This window comes from Tepidibacter thalassicus DSM 15285, assembly GCF_900129915.1.
GTDB lineage: Bacteria > Bacillota > Clostridia > Peptostreptococcales > Peptostreptococcaceae > Tepidibacter > Tepidibacter thalassicus.
Window position 1 is genome coordinate 1 of record NZ_FQXH01000026.1, and the last position, 19,472, is coordinate 19,472.

The following is a 19,472-nucleotide window of genomic DNA, read 5'->3' on the forward strand; positions in this document are numbered from 1 at the left end:
TTTTTTTACTATTCTATTATAGAAGCAACTACTCCTGCTCCTACTGTTCTACCACCTTCACGAATAGCGAATCTTAATCCTTCTTCGATTGCTATTGGAGTGATTAATTCAACTTCCATAGTGATGTTATCTCCTGGCATTACCATTTCTGTTCCTTCTGGTAATTTGATTGATCCTGTAACGTCTGTTGTTCTAAAGTAGAATTGTGGTCTATATCCATCGAAGAATGGAGTATGTCTTCCTCCCTCTTCTTTCTTTAATACGTATACTTCTGCTTTGAATTTTGTGTGAGGATTTATTGTTCCTGGCTTAGCTAAAACTTGTCCTCTTTCTACTTCATCTCTTTGAACTCCTCTTAATAATGCTCCTATGTTATCTCCTGCTTGAGCTTCATCAAGAAGTTTTCTGAACATTTCTACTCCTGTTACTACTACTTTTCTTGGCTCATCTGTAAGTCCTACTATTTCTACTTCATCTTGTACTTTTAATATTCCTCTTTCTACTCTACCAGTTGCAACTGTTCCTCTTCCTGTAATTGAGAATACGTCTTCTACTGGCATTAAGAATGTCTTATCTACATCTCTTTGTGGTTCTGGTATATATTTGTCTATTTCTTCAAATAATTCTATTATTTTGTCTCCCCATTCACTGTTTGGATCTTCTAATGCTTTTAATGCTGATCCTCTTATTATTGGAGTATCATCTCCTGGGAAGTCATATTCATTTAATAAGTCTCTTACTTCCATTTCTACTAGTTCTAATAATTCTTCATCGTCTACCATATCACATTTGTTTAAGAATACTACTATGTATGGTACACCAACTTGTCTTGATAGTAATATATGCTCTCTTGTTTGAGGCATTGGACCATCTGCTGCAGAACAAACTAATATTGCTCCATCCATTTGTGCTGCTCCTGTAATCATGTTTTTAACGTAGTCAGCATGTCCTGGGCAGTCTACGTGTGCGTAGTGTCTATTTGGAGTTTCATACTCAACGTGTGCTGTTGAGATTGTGATTCCTCTTTCTCTTTCTTCTGGAGCTTTATCTATGTTTGAAAAATCTACTGCTTCTCCAAGTCCATATCTTGCATGTAATGTTTTTGTTATAGCAGCTGTTAATGTTGTTTTACCATGGTCTACGTGTCCTATTGTTCCAATGTTAACGTGTGGCTTAGTTCTTTCAAATTTAGCTTTTGCCATTTTTTCTTCCTCCTTTTTCAATAAACTGTTCCTAGTGTTTCATATATAATAAAAATTATGGAGCCCACGAGCGGACTCGAACCGCCGACCTCCGCCTTACCAAGGCGACGCTCTACCAACTGAGCCACATGGGCATTCTAAACTATCGTTAAATATTTTACTACTCATAAAAAACAAAGTCAATATCTTTTAACCATTTCTATTTTCTAAATATTTTTCAAGCTTTCTCTTTACTCTTTGAAGTGCATTATCTATTGATTTTACATGTCTTCCCAATTTATCAGCTATTTGTTGGTAAGAATTCCCCCTCAAATAAAGTTCTAAAACTTCAAGTTCTAAACTACTAAGCATTTCGCTTATTTTAGATTCTATATTTTTAAGTTCTTCCCTGCTTATTATGAGTTCCTCAGGATCTGTTATTACACTTGTTGTAATTATATCCAAAAGAGTTCTATCTGATTCTTCATCGTAAATAGGTTTATTTAAAGATATGTATGAATTGAGAGGTATATGTTTCTGCCTTGTAGCTGTTTTTATAGCTGTTATTATTTGTCTTGTTATACATAATTCCGCAAATGCCTTAAAAGAAGAAGTTTTTTCTTCATCATAATCTCTTATTGCTTTATACAGCCCTATCATTCCTTCTTGTATTATATCTTCTTTATCTGCTCCTATTAAAAAATAAGACTTTGCTTTAGCTCTTACAAAATTTTTATATTTTTTTATCAAATATTCAAGTGCTAATGTATCCCCCTGATTAGCCTTAAGAACAATTTCTTTTTGCATTTGTTCATCTTCATTATTGTAATTACTTTTTTCTTTTGCAACTAGCATTTATACTCCCCTCCATAGGAAAATAAAATTTTCCTAAAAAAACAAATTTTTTTGAAATTATCCACTATTACTATTATAGGGAACAACATCAGCATAGTCAAGTTATTTCAACGGTTTCTCCGTATCTTCTCAAGTTTCGACAAAGTTTCTTTATCTATTATAGAATCTAGTGTATTTTTTTGTATTTTTTTATTTTCCGTTCTCTTCCTTATTTTTTGTTTTGCAAAATCTATTTCAATTTTTAACTCTCTAGCTGATATTCTACTTGCTCCTTTTCCTAATATAATTTGCTGTTCTGCAAAATCATTAGTCGCAACTCTTATTACATCACTTCTTTTAAACTGACTTATAAGTTTTTCTATATAACTATCTGCTGTTTGATTTTCTTTTGTATAAATAACCTCTAAATTCTTATATTCCTCTACATTCTGTCTTGCCCCTTTTACTAAGTATGCATCAAATACAATTATAACTTTTATGTCTTTAAACGTTGCATACTCCACCAACAACTCTATTAATTTCTCTCTTGCATATTCTAAATTTTCATTCCCTATTCTTTTTAAATCATCCCAAGCGTTTATTATATTATAACCATCTACAATAAGATATTCTTTCACATTATACCCCTTTACCTTCTATTCTCTGTTTAAACACTTCATACAATAATATAGATGAGGCAACAGATGCATTTAAAGAAGTAACTTTTCCCACCATAGGTATTTTAACTGTAAAATCACAATTTTCTTTCACAAGTCTTGATATTCCAAATCCTTCACTACCTATTACAATTCCAATAGGTCCAGTTAAATCTTTCTTATAATAATTTTCACCCTGCATATCTGCTGCAGCTATCCATATCCCTTCTTGCTTTAATTTTTTTATCGCATTTACTACATTTGTTACTTTACACAAAGGAACATATTCAACTGCCCCAGCAGAAGCTTTGGCAACAACAGGAGTAATAGATGCCGATCTTCTTTTAGGTACAATTATCCCATGAGCTCCAACAGCATCTGCTGTTCTCATTATAGAACCTAAGTTATGAGGATCTGTTATTTCATCTAGTATTATAATAAAAGGATCTTCTCCTTTTTCTTTTGCTATATTTAATATTTCATCTAATTCATAATATTTATAATCACTCCCCATGGCTATAACACCTTGATGAGAATGCGACTCACTTATTTCATCTAATTTTTTTCTATCAACATATTGAATGACTACACCCTTATCTTTAGCCATGGCAATTATCTTTTTTATAGAACCTTCTTTAGCTCCATTTGCTACCATAATTTTATCTATACTTCTTTCTCCTCTCAATGCTTCTATTACAGGATTTCTTCCTTCTATTTTCACCACAAAAAATCACCTCTTAAATATTTTCAAATTTTTTCCTTACTTCATTTATTTTTCCACAACTCATTTTTCCCTCTGGACATGGACCTAATAAACAACTCGGACCTATATTTTTAAATATAATAGGAGCTACTTTTCTCACCTCTTTAAGCATCTGTGTTGCAAGTTCCCTTATTTCCCATTGAGCCCTTTGACAACATCTATGCTTAAAAAAATTAAATAAACTTCTTGCATTCATTGTAAAAACCATCTTAGTTTCACAAGCATTTGGAAATACATATCTAGCATCTTCTATAGCCTTTTTTTCCGAAAGCATTCTAGCTTCTTTTTCATTTTTCCCTTCTTTGATAAAAGTATCATAGTGTTTTTTAAATAAAATATCCACAAGCTCATCGTAAGATTTCTGGTCATTTTCCATGGATTTTATAAATATTTCTTTTGCTTTAGGTTCATTTTCAATTTCAGGTGGTATTATATACTCAAAACTTCCTAATTTTACATACCTCTGACTTTGTTGTGAAAAACTCGCTATACGATGTCTCACTATTTGATGAGAACAACTTCTCGAAATACCCTCTACAGCAAAAGTAAAATTTACATGTTCAATAGGACTTTCATGCCCCATATTTATAAGCATATTTAAAAACTTTTCGATTTTCTCTGGAGTTAAATTTTTTTCTATTTCATCAACACCAACAGGCGAATAACAAAGCTTTGCAGCCATTGAAACTACCTTTTCAGGATTTGGAGTATATTCAAGCAATTTAACCTTCATCTTAAATCCCCCTTATAAATTTTAATCATAGATAATATTATACCATAATACAATAAAAAAAAGTCTTGATATTATTTATCAAGACTCTAAATTTAACCAATTTCCTCTATAATTTTAATAGTTCTATTTATTATATATTCCATTTTTTCATTTTGACCACTTAAATACAAATATCCTATTAAAGCCTCAAATCCAGTAGCATACCTGTAATCTTTCACATTAGCATTTTTAGGTACAGTATTTGACTTTTGATTTCTTCCCCTTTTTACAATATACATTTCTTCCGAACTAAGCTCCTTTTCTAAAGATAAAACTGCAAAAGCTTGAGACTTCGCTTTAACAAAATTAATAGCTCTTTTATGAAGATCATTTACTTTGCACATACCATATTTTCTTATCAAGTAATCCCTTACATAAACCTCATAAATAGCATCTCCCATATAAGCAAGCACAAGCGGTGACATACTTCTTACTTCTCTATTATCCATATTAAACTCTTCTCCACTTAGTTCCTTGTCTTGTATCTTCTAAAACTATTCCCATATCTAAAAGTCTCTGTCTTATTTCATCTGCTAATTGATAATTTTTTTCTTTTTTGGCTTTAGTTCTTTCATCAATGAGTTTTTGTATCTCTTCATCTAAATTTTCTTCTCTTTTTTTATTGACTATATTTAAAACACCAGTAAGCTCTATAAACAAATCATAACATTTTTTAGAAAACTCTAAAGAAGACTCCTCACTAACATTAGAGTTTATAAATTTTGCAAGTTCAAATATAACACTTATAGCATCTGCTGTATTTATATCATCATCCATAGATTCAATAAATTTTTGTTTATAATAACTTAATTTATCTAAAATATTTTTTTCTTCATCTTTTAAATTACCACTTAAATTTTCCAATAAAAACTCGAGCTTTCCTCTAGTATTATAAAGTCTTTCAAGACCCGATTGTGCTTGCTTTAACATTTCATCACTAAAATTAACTGGATTTTTATAATGAGCAGATAACATAAAAAATCTAACTACTTCTAAATCAAATTGTTTAGATATATCTCTAACTGTAAAAAAATTACCTTTAGATTTAGACATTTTTTCATTATTGACATTTATATAACCATTATGAAGCCAATATCTTGAAAATACCTTTCCACTTCTCGCTTCACTTTGAGCTATTTCGTTCTCATGATGAGGAAAAGTTAAATCCTGCCCTCCTGCATGAATATCTATAGTTTCACCTAAATATCTGTTTGACATAACAGAACACTCAATATGCCAACCCGGTCTTCCTTCTCCCCAAGGACTATCCCATCCAGGCTCTCCTTCTTTTTTAGCCTTCCAAAGAGCAAAATCCATAGGATTCTTTTTTTTCTCATTTACTTCAATTCTAGCTCCTGCCTCTAAATCTTCTATACTTTGTTTTGAAAGTTTTCCGTAACTTTTAAACTTTTTAGTATCAAAATATACATCTCCATCTACAACATAAGCATATCCTTTGTTTTCTAAATCTTTTATAAACTCTATTATATCTTTTATATTTTCAGTAACCCTTGGATGAATAGTAGCTCTTTTAATTCCAAGTGCATCTGCATCTTTAAAGTACTCATTTATATACTTATCAGCTAATTCTTCAGCACTTATTCCCTCTTCATTAGCTTTATTTATTATTTTATCATCTACATCAGTAAAATTTTGAACATAAGTAACTTCATATCCCCTATATTCAAGATACCTTCTTAAAGTATCAAATATTATAAAAGGCCTTGCATTTCCTATATGAAAATAATTATATACAGTAGGTCCACATACATACATTTTTACTTTTCCTTCTTCCAAAGGAACAAATTCTTCTTTTTTTCTAGTCAAGGTATTATACAACTTCATTCTACCGGCTTTATAAAATCTATAAAATTTTATAGATTTTATTCATACACTCAATATTTTTACAAATATCAGTGTACATAATAGCATATCTCTACAATGCTATACCGCAAGCCAACGGTACTTTTATTCACCTCTCTTTTTTTAATCAAGCAACTAATTTTCCATAATGAAAATGTAGAGTAGTTACTTGATTTATATTTTTGTAATATACGTTTTATTGACTTCTCCATTTTACACAAAAACATATTTTTCTATATCTGCTATTTGTCATGTTCCCATCCTTAGGTAGTTATATTATAATTTAGACTTATTTTCTCAAATATTTGTATCACATCTGATATTATAATATCAAAAATATATAAAACAACCAATGCGTTTTTATGGATTTTTAAACATTTTAATTAACTTTTAAAATCTCCTCTTTATAATTTTTCATCTACCTTAACTCCATCTCTTTTTACTATTCTTCCTGGTATTCCTACAACTGTACAATTACTCGGAACATCCTTTAACACAACTGCATTAGCTCCTATTTTTGAATTATCACCTATTTTTATAGGTCCTAATACTTTTACTCCTGCTGATATTATAACATTATTCCCAACAGTCGGATGCCTTTTTCCTTTATCTTTTCCTGTTCCTCCTAAAGTTACTCCATGAAATATTGTAACATCATCGCCAACTTCTGCTGTTTCTCCTATCACTATACCCATTCCATGATCTATAAAAAGCCTTTTTCCTATTTTAGCTCCAGGATGTATTTCTATTCCAGTTAAAAATCTAGCTATAGTAGATATTATTCTAGCTATAACAAAAAATCCCTTTTTATATAAAAAATGTGCAAACCTATAAATTAAAATAGCATGAAAACCAGGATAATTAAATATAACATCTAATGTATTTTTAGCTGCTGGGTCTTTCTCTTTGATAACATTAATCTCTTCAATTATAGATTTCACATTCACGCCTCCTTCAAATAATCCCTAGTATTCTTATAGACTTTATATGTTTATTATACTGATAACAATATCATATTGACAATAAAATTTAAAGCCCTGAATTTAAAATTCAGGGCTTATTGAATTAATTTTGTAAAAACTCTATTTTTTTAGACGAATACTCCTTATATTCTTCTTCTGATATTATGTTCTTTTCTTTCAACTTCATTAAAATATTTATAAATTTTTCGCAAAGACACTCTAGTTCTAGTTTAACACTATCCACTTCTTTATTCATTTTTTTACCCCCCTATGATATTAAAAGTTACTAACAACTTTTAATATTATACACATTTTACACACATATTATACACAAACTTATACACAACTTTTATTATTTATAATATTATGCTTTTTTCAAAAAATTCCTTCATTATCGTAAAATATTTTTTAAGGGGGGGTCAAATTTTAATATAAATTATCTATACTTAAATATCTTTCTCCAGTATCTGGTGCTATAACAACTACATTTTTACCTTTTCCCAGTTTTTTAGCTACTTCAATAGCTGCAAATACAGCTGCACCAGAAGATATTCCTAAAAATAAACCTTCATTTCTCGCAAGACTTCTTGATGTATTGTAAGCATCATCGGTCGAAACAGTAATAATTTCATCTATTATGTCTACATTTAAAACATCAGGGATAAATCCTGCTCCTATTCCCTGTATCTTATGCGAACCAGAATTTCCGCCAGATAAAACAGGTGAATCTTTAGGTTCTACTGCATAAATTTTAACATTAGGTATTTTTTCTTTTAACACCTCTCCAATACCTGTTATTGTACCACCTGTTCCAACCCCTGAAACGAAAGCATCTATATTAAAATCTAAATCTTCAATAATTTCAATAGCTGTTGATTTTCTATGAGCATCCGGATTATCAGCATTTTCAAACTGACTAAGAATTACGTAATCATCATTATCATTAATCAATTCATAAGCTTTTTCTATAGACCCTTTCATCCCTTTTGAACCCTCTGTAAGTACAATTTGAGCTCCATAAGCTTTCAATATTTTTCTTCTCTCTAAACTCATAGTTTCAGGCATAACTAATATAACTTTATATCCTTTATAAGCTCCAACCATGGCAATTCCTATACCTGTATTCCCACTCGTAGGCTCAACTATCGTATAACCTTCTTTTAATTCTCCTCTTTTCTCCATTTCTTCTATCATATTAAAAGCTATTCTATCCTTTATAGACCCTCCTGGATTAAAATACTCAAGCTTAACATAAATATCAGCCATATTTTCATCAACTAATTTGTTAAGCTTTACAATAGGAGTGTTTCCTATAAGTTCTCCAATATTATTGTAAATCACAAAATAACCTCCTCTTTATTTCCTACTATTTCAATCAGAATACTTTGTTTAATAATACATTTATAATTTACTTTTGTCAAGAGTAAAAAAAGAGCTGTCTTAAAGACAACTCCCTTCATCTACAATATATTTTCTTTCACATATTTAATTCTATTCAATACCTTTTCTTTTCCTAAAACACTCAATACTAGTGGTATTTCTGGTCCATGCATTTGACCTGTTAAAATTATTCTAGTCCCCATAAATAAATTTTTACCTTTTATTCCAAATTCTTTTTGTATCTCTTTAAACATTGCTTTTACAAAGTCTGCAGTTATTTCATCTACACTTGTTATTTTTTCTTCTAATGCATTTATCAAAGTAGGTATATGCTCTAAATTTAAGAAATCTCTACATTCTTCATTTTCAAGTTCTACTGTGTCTTTAAAAAATATATTCACTTTACTTGTTATCTCTTTTACATAAGATAATCCTTCTTTTACAGCTCCTACCATCGATTTTATCCATTCGTATTTTTCAACAGCTTCTTCTTTAGTTATAAAACCTTCTTCTATTAAAAATGGTATTGCAAGATCTGCTAATATCGAATTATCTGCTTCTTTTATATAATGAGCATTCACCCAATTTAATTTATCTGTATCAAATACTCCTCCACTCTTTGAAACTCTTTCTAAAGAAAAAGCTTCTTCAAGTTCTTTTAATGTAAATAATTCTCTATTATCTTCTGGAGACCATCCAACTAATGCTACATAATTAACAAGACCTTCTGGTAAATATCCTTTCTTTCTAAAATCTTCAACAGCTACATCTCCATGTCTTTTACTTAATTTTTTTCTTTGTGAATTTAATATATTTGGAAGATGAACAAATGTAGGCGCATCCCACCCAAAAGCTTCATATAAATATACATGCTTTGGAGTTGAAGGAAGCCATTCTTCACCTCTTATAACATGAGTAATTCCCATTAAATGATCATCTACAACAACAGCAAAATGATATGTAGGGAACCCATCTGACTTCATTAACACCTGATCATCTAAATCATCTGTGTTTATTGAAACTGGTCCTCTTACGATATCATTAAATTTAATTTCCTTATTTGCAGGAAGCTTAAGTCTTATGACATAACTTTCTCCTGCTGCAATTTTAGCTTCTACTTCTTCCTTTGAAAGACCTCTACATAACCCATCGTATTTAGGTACTTTTCCTTCTGATTTTTGAATTTCTCTAACTTTATCAAGTCTTTCTTTAGAACAAAAACAATAATAAGCATGTCCTTTATCCAAAAGCTCTTTTATATATTTTTTATATATGTCAAGTCTTTGCGATTGAATATATGGACCACACTCTCCAACTTGAATTATCTCATCATTTTCATTAAGCATTACACCTTCATCGTGTTTAACACCTGCCCACTCCATGGCTTTTAACATTCCTTCAATAGCACCTTCAACAAACCTACTTTGATCTGTATCTTCAACTCTTAAAATATATTTTCCACCCATTTTCTTTGCAAATAAATAATTATATAAAGCGGTTCTTAAACTACCAATATGAACAAATCCCGTAGGACTCGGTGCAAATCTAACTCTAACACTCATTAAAAACCCTCCTAAAGTTAATTTTCTATATGATTATATTATAAAAAAACATTTATTTAAAGATTTTAAGGGAGACTTTTTTATTCAACACCTATAAAATCTGCTATTCTTATATCTTTTGATTCTTTAGTTATTCTATTTCTAAATTCTATAATTTCATTTTCCACTTGCTTGCCAACTACTATAATATTAGGTATACCTATTAATTCACAATCTTTAAACTTAAATCCCATTCTTTCTTTTCTATCATCAAGCAATACATTGTATCCTCTTTTTACTAAATTTTCATAAATTAAATTTGCAGTACTAAATTCTTTCTCTTTTTTTATGTTTCCTATAATTATATAATAATCAAAATAACTTACACTTTTTGGCCATTTTATTCCTAGCTCATCTTTATTTTCTTCAACAATTATTGAAAATAATCTATCTAGATAAAATTTAGTCTCTATAACATATAATTTTTCTTCTTTTCCATCTGAATTCAAATATTTAAAATCACTCTCTGAAACATCAATATCTATAAAATTTACTCCATCAAAACTTTCTAATAATGATTTACATACAACACAGCTATCTTTACATTCTGCCAATTTAAAATTTCCAATACCATCAACATCAAAATCTCTCTTGTAGTTTACATTTTTTATATGATAATCCGTTTTATTAGCTCCAACCACAGCATTTTTTATATATAAAACTTCTTCATCAGCAAATATTTTACTCACATTAAGTTTTATAGGCCCTGCAAATCCTACATCTGCATTTGTTGAAAGTCTAACTTCTTCTTCACTTGCCATTACTATATCTTCTTCTTTTACGCTTAAATAATCTGCAAATGATTTTAAATTTATACTTCTATCTCCTCTTAAAAGAACTGCTATTATTTGACCTTTAATATTAAACAAAAGAGTCTTTATAAGTTTTTTAGATGAAATATTTAAAAAATCCTTCAACTCATCTATTTTGCCTATATTAGGAGTATATACAAATTCCATATCTTTCAATTCTTCTGTGGATAAATCTCTTTCTATTAAAGTTTTTACTTCTTCTCTCAAAGCACCATATCCACATTTTTCACAAAAAAACACTTCTCTCAGTGGATAAGTTGTATTATAAAAATAACTCAAATTTTTTTCTTTATTTTTTAAATTTAAACTCTTAACATTTAATTTTTCCAAAATAATATTTATTTTATCTACAAGTTTATCTATTGAAATATCCACATCTTCTTTATTTGTTATCTTTATAAATTTAACAATATTTTCTTCTCTTGAATTAAAAAGTCCATCTTTGAATTTGGAATACATATTTTTATTTAAAGCAAAATACGATAAATTTAATGGAATATTTTTATAAGATTTTAAATCTGAAATGTACGATTTCAAAATATCCAATTCATCTCCATTTATATTTATAAGCATATACTCTTTAAAATAATTTAATATAATTTTTATCATATTATTAAAAAATAAATTACCTATAGGCGTATATGAATAACTCATATTTTCTAAATACTTAATAAATCCAGCTCTATATAATAATTTCAAACTATCACTATTTACATTTAAAGGACACTCTTTATGTGTTTTCAAATACATTTTACTCAACTTCATTATTAAATCCCCCTTTTGATTAATAAAAATGCTTCCTTTACTTAGGAAGCATTTTTATTAATATGCCTTTGCAAAATATGCCATTTTTTCTGCTTTTTTACCACAATATACACATGTATCACCTAAATTTTCTTGCTCAAATGGCATACATCTTATAGTAGCTCCTGTTTCTTCTTTTACTTTCAATTCACATTCTGTATCTCCACACCACATAGCCTTTATAAATCCTGGTGTTTCTTCTATCACCTTTTTGAATTCATCCATATTTTTAACTGCATAAGTTTTACTTTCTCTCATCTTTAATGCTTTATTAAATAAACTTTCATGTATATCATCTAATAATTTTTCTATAGTTTCTTTTAAATTTGTCATAGAAATTTGAGTTTTTTCAAGTGTATCTCTTCTAAATATCGTAACTTGACCTTTTTCTATATCTTTAGGTCCTATTTCTATTCTAACAGGTACCCCTTTCATTTCCCATTCATTAAACTTCCATCCAGGAGAATAATTTTCTCTATCATCTACTTCTACTCTTATAGATGTTTTTAATTCAGCATATATTTCATCTACTTTTTCCATAACATTCCCTTTATGAGCTGCTATCGGAACAATTACCACTTGAATTGGAGCAACTCTCGGAGGAAGAACTAATCCCCTATTATCTCCATGAACCATTATAAGTCCACCTATAAGTCTAGTAGATATTCCCCAAGATGTATGATATGGATGAGCAAGATTTCCTTCTCTATCAGAGTATTGTATTTCAAAAGCTTTAGTAAAATGCTGACCTAAGAAATGGCTTGTTCCTGATTGAAGAGCTTTTCCATCATGCATTAAAGCTTCTATTGTATAAGTACTTTCTGCACCTGCAAATTTTTCATTTTCACTTTTTTGTCCTACAATTACAGGCATTGCAAGCAAATCTTCACATAATTCTTTATATATATTAAGCATTTGAAGAGTTTCTTGTTTTGCCTCCTCAGCTGTTTCATGTAAAGTATGACCTTCTTGCCATAAAAATTCTGAAGTTCTTAAAAATGGTCTTGTAGTTTTTTCCCATCTTACAACAGAACACCACTGATTGTATAAATAAGGTAAATCTCTATATGATTTCAACCACTTAGAATACATAGAACATATTATTGTTTCCGAAGTAGGTCTTACACAAAGTCTTTCTCCAAGTTCATTTTTTCCCCCATGAGTTACCCAAGCAACTTCAGGAGCAAATCCTTCTACATGTTCTGCTTCTTTAGTCAATAAACTTTCTGGTATTAATAGAGGAAAATAACAATTTTTATGTCCTGTTTCTTTAAATCTTTTATCTGCATAATTTTGTATATTCTCCCATATAGCATATCCATATGGTTTTATTACCATAAATCCTTTTACAGGAGAATAATCAACAAGATCTGTTTTTAATATAACATCAGTATACCACTGTGGAAAATCAACCTCCATTGGAGTTATTTCTTCAACAAATTGTTTATTCTTTTTAGACATATTTTTACCCGTTACCAAATACCTACAAAAACTTATAATCATGTTTTTCAGTTTTATAGTATTTGTAACGGTTTTCACCTCCTTCTATTTTGTTTTATTCATAGTTTTAATCATCTTCAAATTTCTCACTTCTAAACATATTATACTATGCAACATTATAAATAAAAGCCTTTCATCTCTAATTTTAGAGACGAAAGACTTATCTTCCGCGGTACCACTCTATTTAGCACTTAATCGCTCTCTTTAAAGGATTTAACGCTCCTAACGTAAGAACTTTTAACCGTTCTTAAACTCCAGGGCTGGTTCGATAAATTAAACTTAGAAACCTTCCACCAACAGTTTCCTCTCTGTGAAGTTTCATCTATCTACTATTCCCCTTCATAGTTTTTTACTATTTGATAAATTTTAATTATTTATTTTATATTAAAATTTATTTCTTGTCAACCACCAATGAACAAATAGCTTGAGAACTTATCCCTTCTTCAGAACCAGTAAATCCAAGTCCTTCCTCTGTTGTCGCTTTTACATTTACACATTCTACGTCTATATTTAATGCATTAGCTATGTTATCTCTCATTTTATCAATGTAAGGTGCCATTTTGGGTTTTTGAGCTATTATAACACTATCTATATTATTGACTTTATACCCCTTATTACTTATTAAATCAGCTACAAACTCTAATAATTTTACACTATTAGCACCTTTATATTTAGGATCATTATCCGGAAAATGCCTACCTATATCCCCAAGAGCAAGCGCTCCTAAAATAGCATCCATTATAGCATGAATCAATACATCTGCATCTGAATGACCTAAAAGACCTTTTTCATGGGGAATATTTACTCCTCCTATAATAAGATCTCTATTTTCAACTAATTTATGTACATCATAACCTATTCCAAATCTCATAATCAACCTCCACAAACATTTCTAATTCTCAATATTTCTTCTCCAAAATTAATATCTTCTTTTGTCGTTATTTTTATATTTTCATAAGATCCCATTATCATTTTAACATTATATCCATATTTTTCTACAAGAGTTGCATCATCTGTTCCATAATAATTTTCTTCAAATGCTTTTTCATAAGCTCTTTTTATTAATCTATACTCAAATACTTGTGGTGTTTGAACTGCCCATAAATATTTCCTTTTTGGAGTGCCTTTTATTATATTATTATCATCTAATATTTTTATGGTATCTTTTACTGGTACTCCTACTACAACAGCTTTATTTTTTTTAGCCTCTTTTATTGAATTATTTATAATTTCATCTGTTATAAAAGGTCTCGCTCCATCATGAATTAATACTATATCACAGTCTGAATCTACTTTTTTAATACCGTTATATACAGAATCTTGTCTTTCATTTCCCCCATACGCTATTTTTATATTTTTATTAAACTTATATCTATTTAATATGTGTTCCATGAAAAACTTCTCTTCATCTTTCCTTATAACTACTATTATTTCGTCTATATTTTTATTTTTATCAAAAACTTCTATAGTATACGTTATTATTTCTTTCTCATTTAATTTTATATACTGCTTGTTTATATTGCTATTCATTCTTTTGCCTTTCCCTGCAGCTACTATTACCACACTATTCATAAAATCACCCCTAACTATTATAATACAAAAAAGACTTTTGACAAATCGTCAAAAGTCTTATGATGTTCTCTCTGTAGCCATTTTTGGCTTTCCAAATATCATTCTTCCTGCAGCAGTTTGAAGAACAGAAGTTACTAAAACATCTATAGTTTCTCCTATATATTTTTTTCCTCCATCTACAACAATCATAGTTCCATCATCTAAATAAGCTACCCCTTGCCCTGATTCTTTTCCTTCTTTTATTACATGAACTACCATTTCTTCCCCTGGTATAACAACTGGTTTTACTGCATTTGCTAATTCATTTATATTGAGAACTTCAACTCCCTGAAATTGAGCTACTTTATTTAAATTATAATCATTTGTAACAACTTTTCCTTCTATTATTTGCGCCAATTTCAAAAGTTTGCTATCTACTTCTAGTATATCTTCAAAATCTTTTTCATATATTTCTACTTCAATATGAAGTTCTTTTTGTATTTTATTTAATATATCTAATCCTCTTCTTCCCCTTACTCTTTTTAAATCATCTGATGAATCAGCTATATGTTGAAGTTCTTTAAGTACAAACCCTGGTATAACAAGTTTTCCTTCTATAAACCCAGTTTTACATATATCAGCTATTCTTCCATCTATTATTACACTAGTATCTAATATTTTAGGTGTTGCTTTTAATCCTTTTTTAGATACTTTTTCTTTTGAATTAGGTATTTTATTAATAAGAGATATTATATTGAATAAATCATCTTTATATCTTCTCGATATGTTTATTCCTATATATCCCATAAAAATATAAACAAGTACTGAAAGTACTGTCCCTACTATAGGAACTGGTATCTGAAGTAAAAGATTACTTATAAGATAAGCAATAAATAATGCTATTATAAGGCCGATTGAACCTATTAATATTTCTATTGATGGGACTTTAGATAATTCATTTTCTATAAAATTAGCTATATTTTTCCCTTCTTCTAAGAGCCATGGAGAAATTAAAAAGAATATAAATCCCATTATAACTCCTGAGACTATAGATCCTAAAATGACATATATTTCAGAAGCTGGCACTAAATAAGGAAATGCTTTTACTACCGAAAAATACGTTGCTACACCAATAGTTATACCAACTAAAGACATAATTCCTTTTATAATTTTGTTTATCAATATTTCACCTCCTTATTTAATTATTATCTATATTTTAATTTTTTAATCATTAATTACAGTATTATCTATTAATTCTTTTACCTTTTCTGCATTTTCATTTAATACCAATACTAATTCGCTAATCAACATGTCTTTTGCGTCATTTAACATTTTCTTTTCCCCTGTAGATAATCCTTTTTCTTTATCTTGAATCATTAAATCTCTAACCACAACAGCTATTTCATATATATCTCCAGTTTTTATTTTATCCATATTATCTCTATATCTTTTATTCCACTTTTTATCCATATTTCCTTGTTCATCTTTTAATATTTTTATTAAATCTTCTACCTGCGATTTATCTATAATATGTCTTATTCCAAGGTTATTGATATTATCAACAGGTACCATTATTTCCATTTCAGATATAACCATTTTTAATATATAATATCTTTTTCTTTCTCCTAGTACTTCTTTTTCTTCTATAGAATTTATTATTCCCCCTCCATAACTAGGATAAATAATTTTATCTCCTATATTAAACATCTCTCAACCTCCAAAAATAATAATCTATTATAGTATATACCAATTTAAAAAAACAGTCAAACTTTAAAATCATTATTTTATCATATAAAATTGCATAATGTCAATTATAAATTAAAATTTATCATATTGTATTTATTCAATTGACCGCCAAACGTTTTCTTATTATAATTATTTATGAGGTGATATATATGGCTGACTTTGATTTTGCTAACTTTAAAAATTCAGTTAATGATGCTTTAATAAGGCATAAAAGCATTTTAGATATAATAACTAAACTCGAAGAAACTAATTCGAAAATAAATAGAGCTATAATAAAATCCGTTACAAGTTGTGGATGTATTCAGATTAAAGGTGAAAAACAAGAACCCCCAGAAAATATAACATTTAACGAACTTACAAAATATATGAAAACTCATATACAAGGAAATTTATGCGATACATGTAGAGAAAAAATAGAAGACGAACTAGGTAATCACCTATTTTATATAACTGCAGCATGTAACTCATTAAATATTAATATCGAAGATATTTTCGAAAAAGAAAATAATAAGTTAAAAACTTTAGGAAAATACAGTTTGCTTTAAATATAATAAGCCATGGCTTAAAGAAGTACTAAGCCATGGCTTATTATATATGTCTATCAAGCAATACCTGTTCTTGTATTCTTCTAAGCCCATCTCTAATATACCTTGCTCTTATTTCTCCTATTCCATCTACATCATCAAGCTCCTCTATTGAAGCTTTTAATATTTGTTGAAAATTTTCGAAATGATTAGTTAAATTTTCTATTACATTTATAGGCAATCTATGAATTTTTCTAAGTATTCTATACCCCCTTGGATAAACAGTATAATCTATATTATCAATACTTCCTGAATAACCTAAAAGCCTTACTATATTATTTAAGTCCAACAATTCTTCAGATGAGAATGATCTAATTGACTTTTTAAAATCTGAATAATCACGATCTTTAATTATATTATAATCTTTAAATACTAACTCTCCATCTTCTTTTATATTACCTATTAACTCTTCAAGCTGCATACTAACAAGTATCCCCTCATTTCCAAGCTCTATTATGTAATGTTCTATTTCCCCTACTATTCTCATTACCATTTCAGTTCGTTGAAGCACTGTTGCAACATCATAGAGAGTAACTAAATCCTCAAATTCTAATGCACTCAAATTAATCATAGCTTGATCTAATACTGATTTATATTTTTCAAATGTCTGTATAGCTTGATTTGCTTTTGTAAGTATTTTAGATGTTTCTTGTATAACATACTTACTATATCCTTTATATAAAGTTATAATATTCCTTCTTTGAGAAATGGATATTACCATCTCTCCTGTTTGTCTTGCAACTCTTTCTGCTGTTCTATGCCTGATTCCTGTTTCTGAAGAGGGTATTAAAGGATTAGGTATTAATTGAGTATTTGCATAAAGTATTTTTTTTCCATCACTACTGACAATTATAGCTCCATCCATCTTAGCAAGCTCATATAAATACGCAGGGGAAAAATCAGCATTTATATTAAATCCCCCATCAACAATTTTCATTACTTCCTCACTATCTCCTATAACAATTAAAGCTCCGGTTTTTGCCCTTAATACGTTTTCAAGTCCTTCTCTTAAAGGTGTTCCAGGAGCAATCATTTTTAAACAATTAAGTTGAGTGACATCATTTTTAAAACTATCTTTCATAGTAAAATTACCCTCCTAATACTATATCTAAAGCATCTCTTATATTTTCTACTCCATAAATCTTAATATTTTCAATCTCATCCAATCCTTTTAAATTATTTTTAGGTACCACTATTTTATTAAATCCCATTTTTTTACATTCCCATATCCTTTTTTCAATAAAACTTACCCCTCTTATTTCACCTGTAAGACCTACTTCTCCAATCACGACCGTATTTTCATCAACTTCTATATTTCTAAAACTCGAAGCAATAGATGTTATTATTCCCAAATCCATCGCTGGCTCATTTAATTTAATTCCACCAACAACATTTATATAAATATCTTGATTTTGTATTTGCATACCTACCCGCTTTTCAAGAACTGCCATAAGAAGAGATACTCTATTATAATCCACACCAGTCGCAGTTCTTTTAGGTATACCAAAATTGGTAGGGGAAACAAGTGCCTGAATTTCAACTAACATAGGTCTTGTTCCTTCAACAGTTACAACAATTACTGAACCAGATACCCCCTTTGGTTTTTCCGAAATTAAAATTTTAGAAGGATTCTCTATTTCCACAAGTCCTAAATTTCTCATTTCAAATACTCCAAGTTCATTAGTAGATCCAAATCTATTCTTCACAGCTCTAACCATTCTATAAGTATTATACCTTTCTCCTTCAAAGTAAAGAACAGTATCAACCATATGCTCCAAAATTTTTGGTCCAGCAAGAGATCCCTCTTTTGTTACATGTCCAACTATAAAAGTAGATATACCTACTTTTTTAGATATTTTCATAAACCTAGATGTTCCCTCTTTAATTTGACTTACACTACCAGGAGTTGATGTTATTTCAGGACTAAACACAGTTTGTATAGAATCTACCACAATCATATCGGGCTTTATATCATCTATATATTTTTCTATTATATTCAAATTATTCTCCGCAAAAATATACAAATTCTCACTTTCTATTGAAAGTCTTTTAGCTCTCATCTTTATTTGATAAACAGATTCTTCTCCTGATATATATAAAACTCTCTTTCCACTTTTAGCTACATTATTTGATACTTGAATTAAAAGAGTAGATTTACCTATCCCTGGATCTCCTCCTACTAATACAAGAGAACCTTTTACTATTCCTCCACCTAAAACTCTATCAAGTTCTTTTATACAACTCGAAAATCTTTCTTGTTCTTTCACTTCAAGAGAATTTATAGATACTGGTTTTTGAACTTCTTTATCTATCACAAAAAGATCATGTTTTGTTTTTTTATCTTCTATTTCTTCAACAAAACTATTCCAGCTATCACATTCAGGACATTTTCCCATCCATTTTAAAGTTTCATATCCGCATTGTTGACATATATATCTAGTTTTAATCTTTGCCATTAAACAA

The 19,472-nt window shown here is 29.1% G+C and carries 20 protein-coding genes, 1 tRNA gene and 1 other annotated feature; of the genes, 1 reads left to right on the plus strand and 20 read right to left on the minus strand.

Annotated elements, in window-relative coordinates:
• Window positions 1–8: 8 nt before the first annotated feature.
• The 18 genes from tuf to BUA19_RS09630 form a co-directional block, all read right to left on the minus strand.
• The gene (gene tuf, locus BUA19_RS09550; RefSeq protein WP_072725971.1) at window positions 9–1,202 is read right to left on the minus strand and encodes an elongation factor Tu; all 1,194 of its coding nucleotides are present in this window, start codon (window positions 1,200–1,202) and stop codon (window positions 9–11) included.
• Between the two features lie 58 nt (window positions 1,203–1,260).
• Window positions 1,261–1,336 (minus strand) — tRNA-Thr (locus BUA19_RS09555).
• 55 nt (window positions 1,337–1,391) lie between these two features.
• On the minus strand, window positions 1,392–2,036 hold the full coding sequence (sigH, locus tag BUA19_RS09560; protein ID WP_072725973.1) for an RNA polymerase sporulation sigma factor SigH: 645 nt from the start codon (window positions 2,034–2,036) through the stop codon (window positions 1,392–1,394).
• 107 nt (window positions 2,037–2,143) lie between these two features.
• Complete coding sequence (locus BUA19_RS09565) at window positions 2,144–2,653, minus strand: NYN domain-containing protein (protein ID WP_072725974.1); 510 nt, start codon at window positions 2,651–2,653, stop codon at window positions 2,144–2,146.
• Between the two features lies 1 nt (window position 2,654).
• Entirely contained in the window at window positions 2,655–3,395 is a 741-nt protein-coding gene (rlmB, locus tag BUA19_RS09570; protein WP_072725976.1) for a 23S rRNA (guanosine(2251)-2'-O)-methyltransferase RlmB, read from the minus strand.
• A 13-nt stretch (window positions 3,396–3,408) separates the two neighbouring features.
• Window positions 3,409–4,167 (minus strand): FAD-dependent thymidylate synthase, encoded by a 759-nt coding sequence (gene thyX / locus BUA19_RS09575; RefSeq protein ID WP_072725977.1) that lies wholly within the window; start codon window positions 4,165–4,167, stop codon window positions 3,409–3,411.
• Window positions 4,168–4,259: 92 nt separating this feature from the next.
• Window positions 4,260–4,655: a Mini-ribonuclease 3 gene (locus BUA19_RS09580; protein ID WP_072725979.1), complete on the minus strand. Its 396-nt coding sequence runs from the start codon at window positions 4,653–4,655 to the stop codon at window positions 4,260–4,262.
• Window position 4,656: 1 nt separating this feature from the next.
• Window positions 4,657–6,051, minus strand: a complete 1,395-nt coding sequence (cysS, locus tag BUA19_RS09585) for a cysteine--tRNA ligase (RefSeq protein ID WP_072725981.1) — start codon at window positions 6,049–6,051, stop codon at window positions 4,657–4,659.
• Window positions 6,052–6,473: 422 nt separating this feature from the next.
• Window positions 6,474–7,010: a serine O-acetyltransferase EpsC gene (gene epsC / locus BUA19_RS09590; RefSeq protein WP_207645986.1), complete on the minus strand. Its 537-nt coding sequence runs from the start codon at window positions 7,008–7,010 to the stop codon at window positions 6,474–6,476.
• Between the two features lie 124 nt (window positions 7,011–7,134).
• Complete coding sequence (locus tag BUA19_RS11810) at window positions 7,135–7,287, minus strand: hypothetical protein (RefSeq protein WP_178137489.1); 153 nt, start codon at window positions 7,285–7,287, stop codon at window positions 7,135–7,137.
• 170 nt (window positions 7,288–7,457) lie between these two features.
• The gene (gene cysK / locus BUA19_RS09595; RefSeq protein WP_072725983.1) at window positions 7,458–8,372 is read right to left on the minus strand and encodes a cysteine synthase A; all 915 of its coding nucleotides are present in this window, start codon (window positions 8,370–8,372) and stop codon (window positions 7,458–7,460) included.
• A gap of 119 nt (window positions 8,373–8,491) precedes the next feature.
• Complete coding sequence (gltX, locus tag BUA19_RS09600; protein WP_072725984.1) at window positions 8,492–9,973, minus strand: glutamate--tRNA ligase; 1,482 nt, start codon at window positions 9,971–9,973, stop codon at window positions 8,492–8,494.
• Window positions 9,974–10,053: 80 nt separating this feature from the next.
• Complete coding sequence (locus BUA19_RS09605) at window positions 10,054–11,589, minus strand: proline--tRNA ligase (RefSeq protein ID WP_072725986.1); 1,536 nt, start codon at window positions 11,587–11,589, stop codon at window positions 10,054–10,056.
• Between the two features lie 57 nt (window positions 11,590–11,646).
• Entirely contained in the window at window positions 11,647–13,089 is a 1,443-nt protein-coding gene (proS, locus tag BUA19_RS09610) for a proline--tRNA ligase (RefSeq protein WP_072726011.1), read from the minus strand.
• Window positions 13,090–13,272: 183 nt separating this feature from the next.
• Window positions 13,273–13,480 (minus strand) — a binding site (T-box leader).
• 39 nt (window positions 13,481–13,519) lie between these two features.
• Window positions 13,520–13,999 carry a 2-C-methyl-D-erythritol 2,4-cyclodiphosphate synthase gene (ispF, locus tag BUA19_RS09615; RefSeq protein WP_072725988.1) on the minus strand — a complete coding sequence of 160 codons (480 nt, stop codon included), beginning with the start codon at window positions 13,997–13,999 and terminating at the stop codon, window positions 13,520–13,522.
• A 2-nt stretch (window positions 14,000–14,001) separates the two neighbouring features.
• The gene (gene ispD / locus BUA19_RS09620; protein ID WP_072725990.1) at window positions 14,002–14,700 is read right to left on the minus strand and encodes a 2-C-methyl-D-erythritol 4-phosphate cytidylyltransferase; all 699 of its coding nucleotides are present in this window, start codon (window positions 14,698–14,700) and stop codon (window positions 14,002–14,004) included.
• Window positions 14,701–14,757: 57 nt separating this feature from the next.
• Window positions 14,758–15,861 (minus strand): PIN/TRAM domain-containing protein, encoded by a 1,104-nt coding sequence (locus BUA19_RS09625; RefSeq protein ID WP_072725992.1) that lies wholly within the window; start codon window positions 15,859–15,861, stop codon window positions 14,758–14,760.
• A gap of 42 nt (window positions 15,862–15,903) precedes the next feature.
• On the minus strand, window positions 15,904–16,386 hold the full coding sequence (locus BUA19_RS09630; RefSeq protein ID WP_072725994.1) for a CarD family transcriptional regulator: 483 nt from the start codon (window positions 16,384–16,386) through the stop codon (window positions 15,904–15,906).
• A 188-nt stretch (window positions 16,387–16,574) separates the two neighbouring features.
• Here BUA19_RS09630 and BUA19_RS09635 point away from each other — a divergent pair, with 188 nt between their 5' ends.
• Window positions 16,575–16,970: a nucleoside triphosphate pyrophosphohydrolase family protein gene (locus BUA19_RS09635; RefSeq protein ID WP_072725996.1), complete on the plus strand. Its 396-nt coding sequence runs from the start codon at window positions 16,575–16,577 to the stop codon at window positions 16,968–16,970.
• 43 nt (window positions 16,971–17,013) lie between these two features.
• Here the strand turns inward: BUA19_RS09635 and disA are convergent, their stop codons facing one another.
• On the minus strand, window positions 17,014–18,090 hold the full coding sequence (disA, locus tag BUA19_RS09640; protein ID WP_072725998.1) for a DNA integrity scanning diadenylate cyclase DisA: 1,077 nt from the start codon (window positions 18,088–18,090) through the stop codon (window positions 17,014–17,016).
• Window positions 18,091–18,097: 7 nt separating this feature from the next.
• Entirely contained in the window at window positions 18,098–19,465 is a 1,368-nt protein-coding gene (gene radA / locus BUA19_RS09645) for a DNA repair protein RadA (RefSeq protein WP_072726000.1), read from the minus strand.
• Window positions 19,466–19,472: the final 7 nt, after the last annotated feature.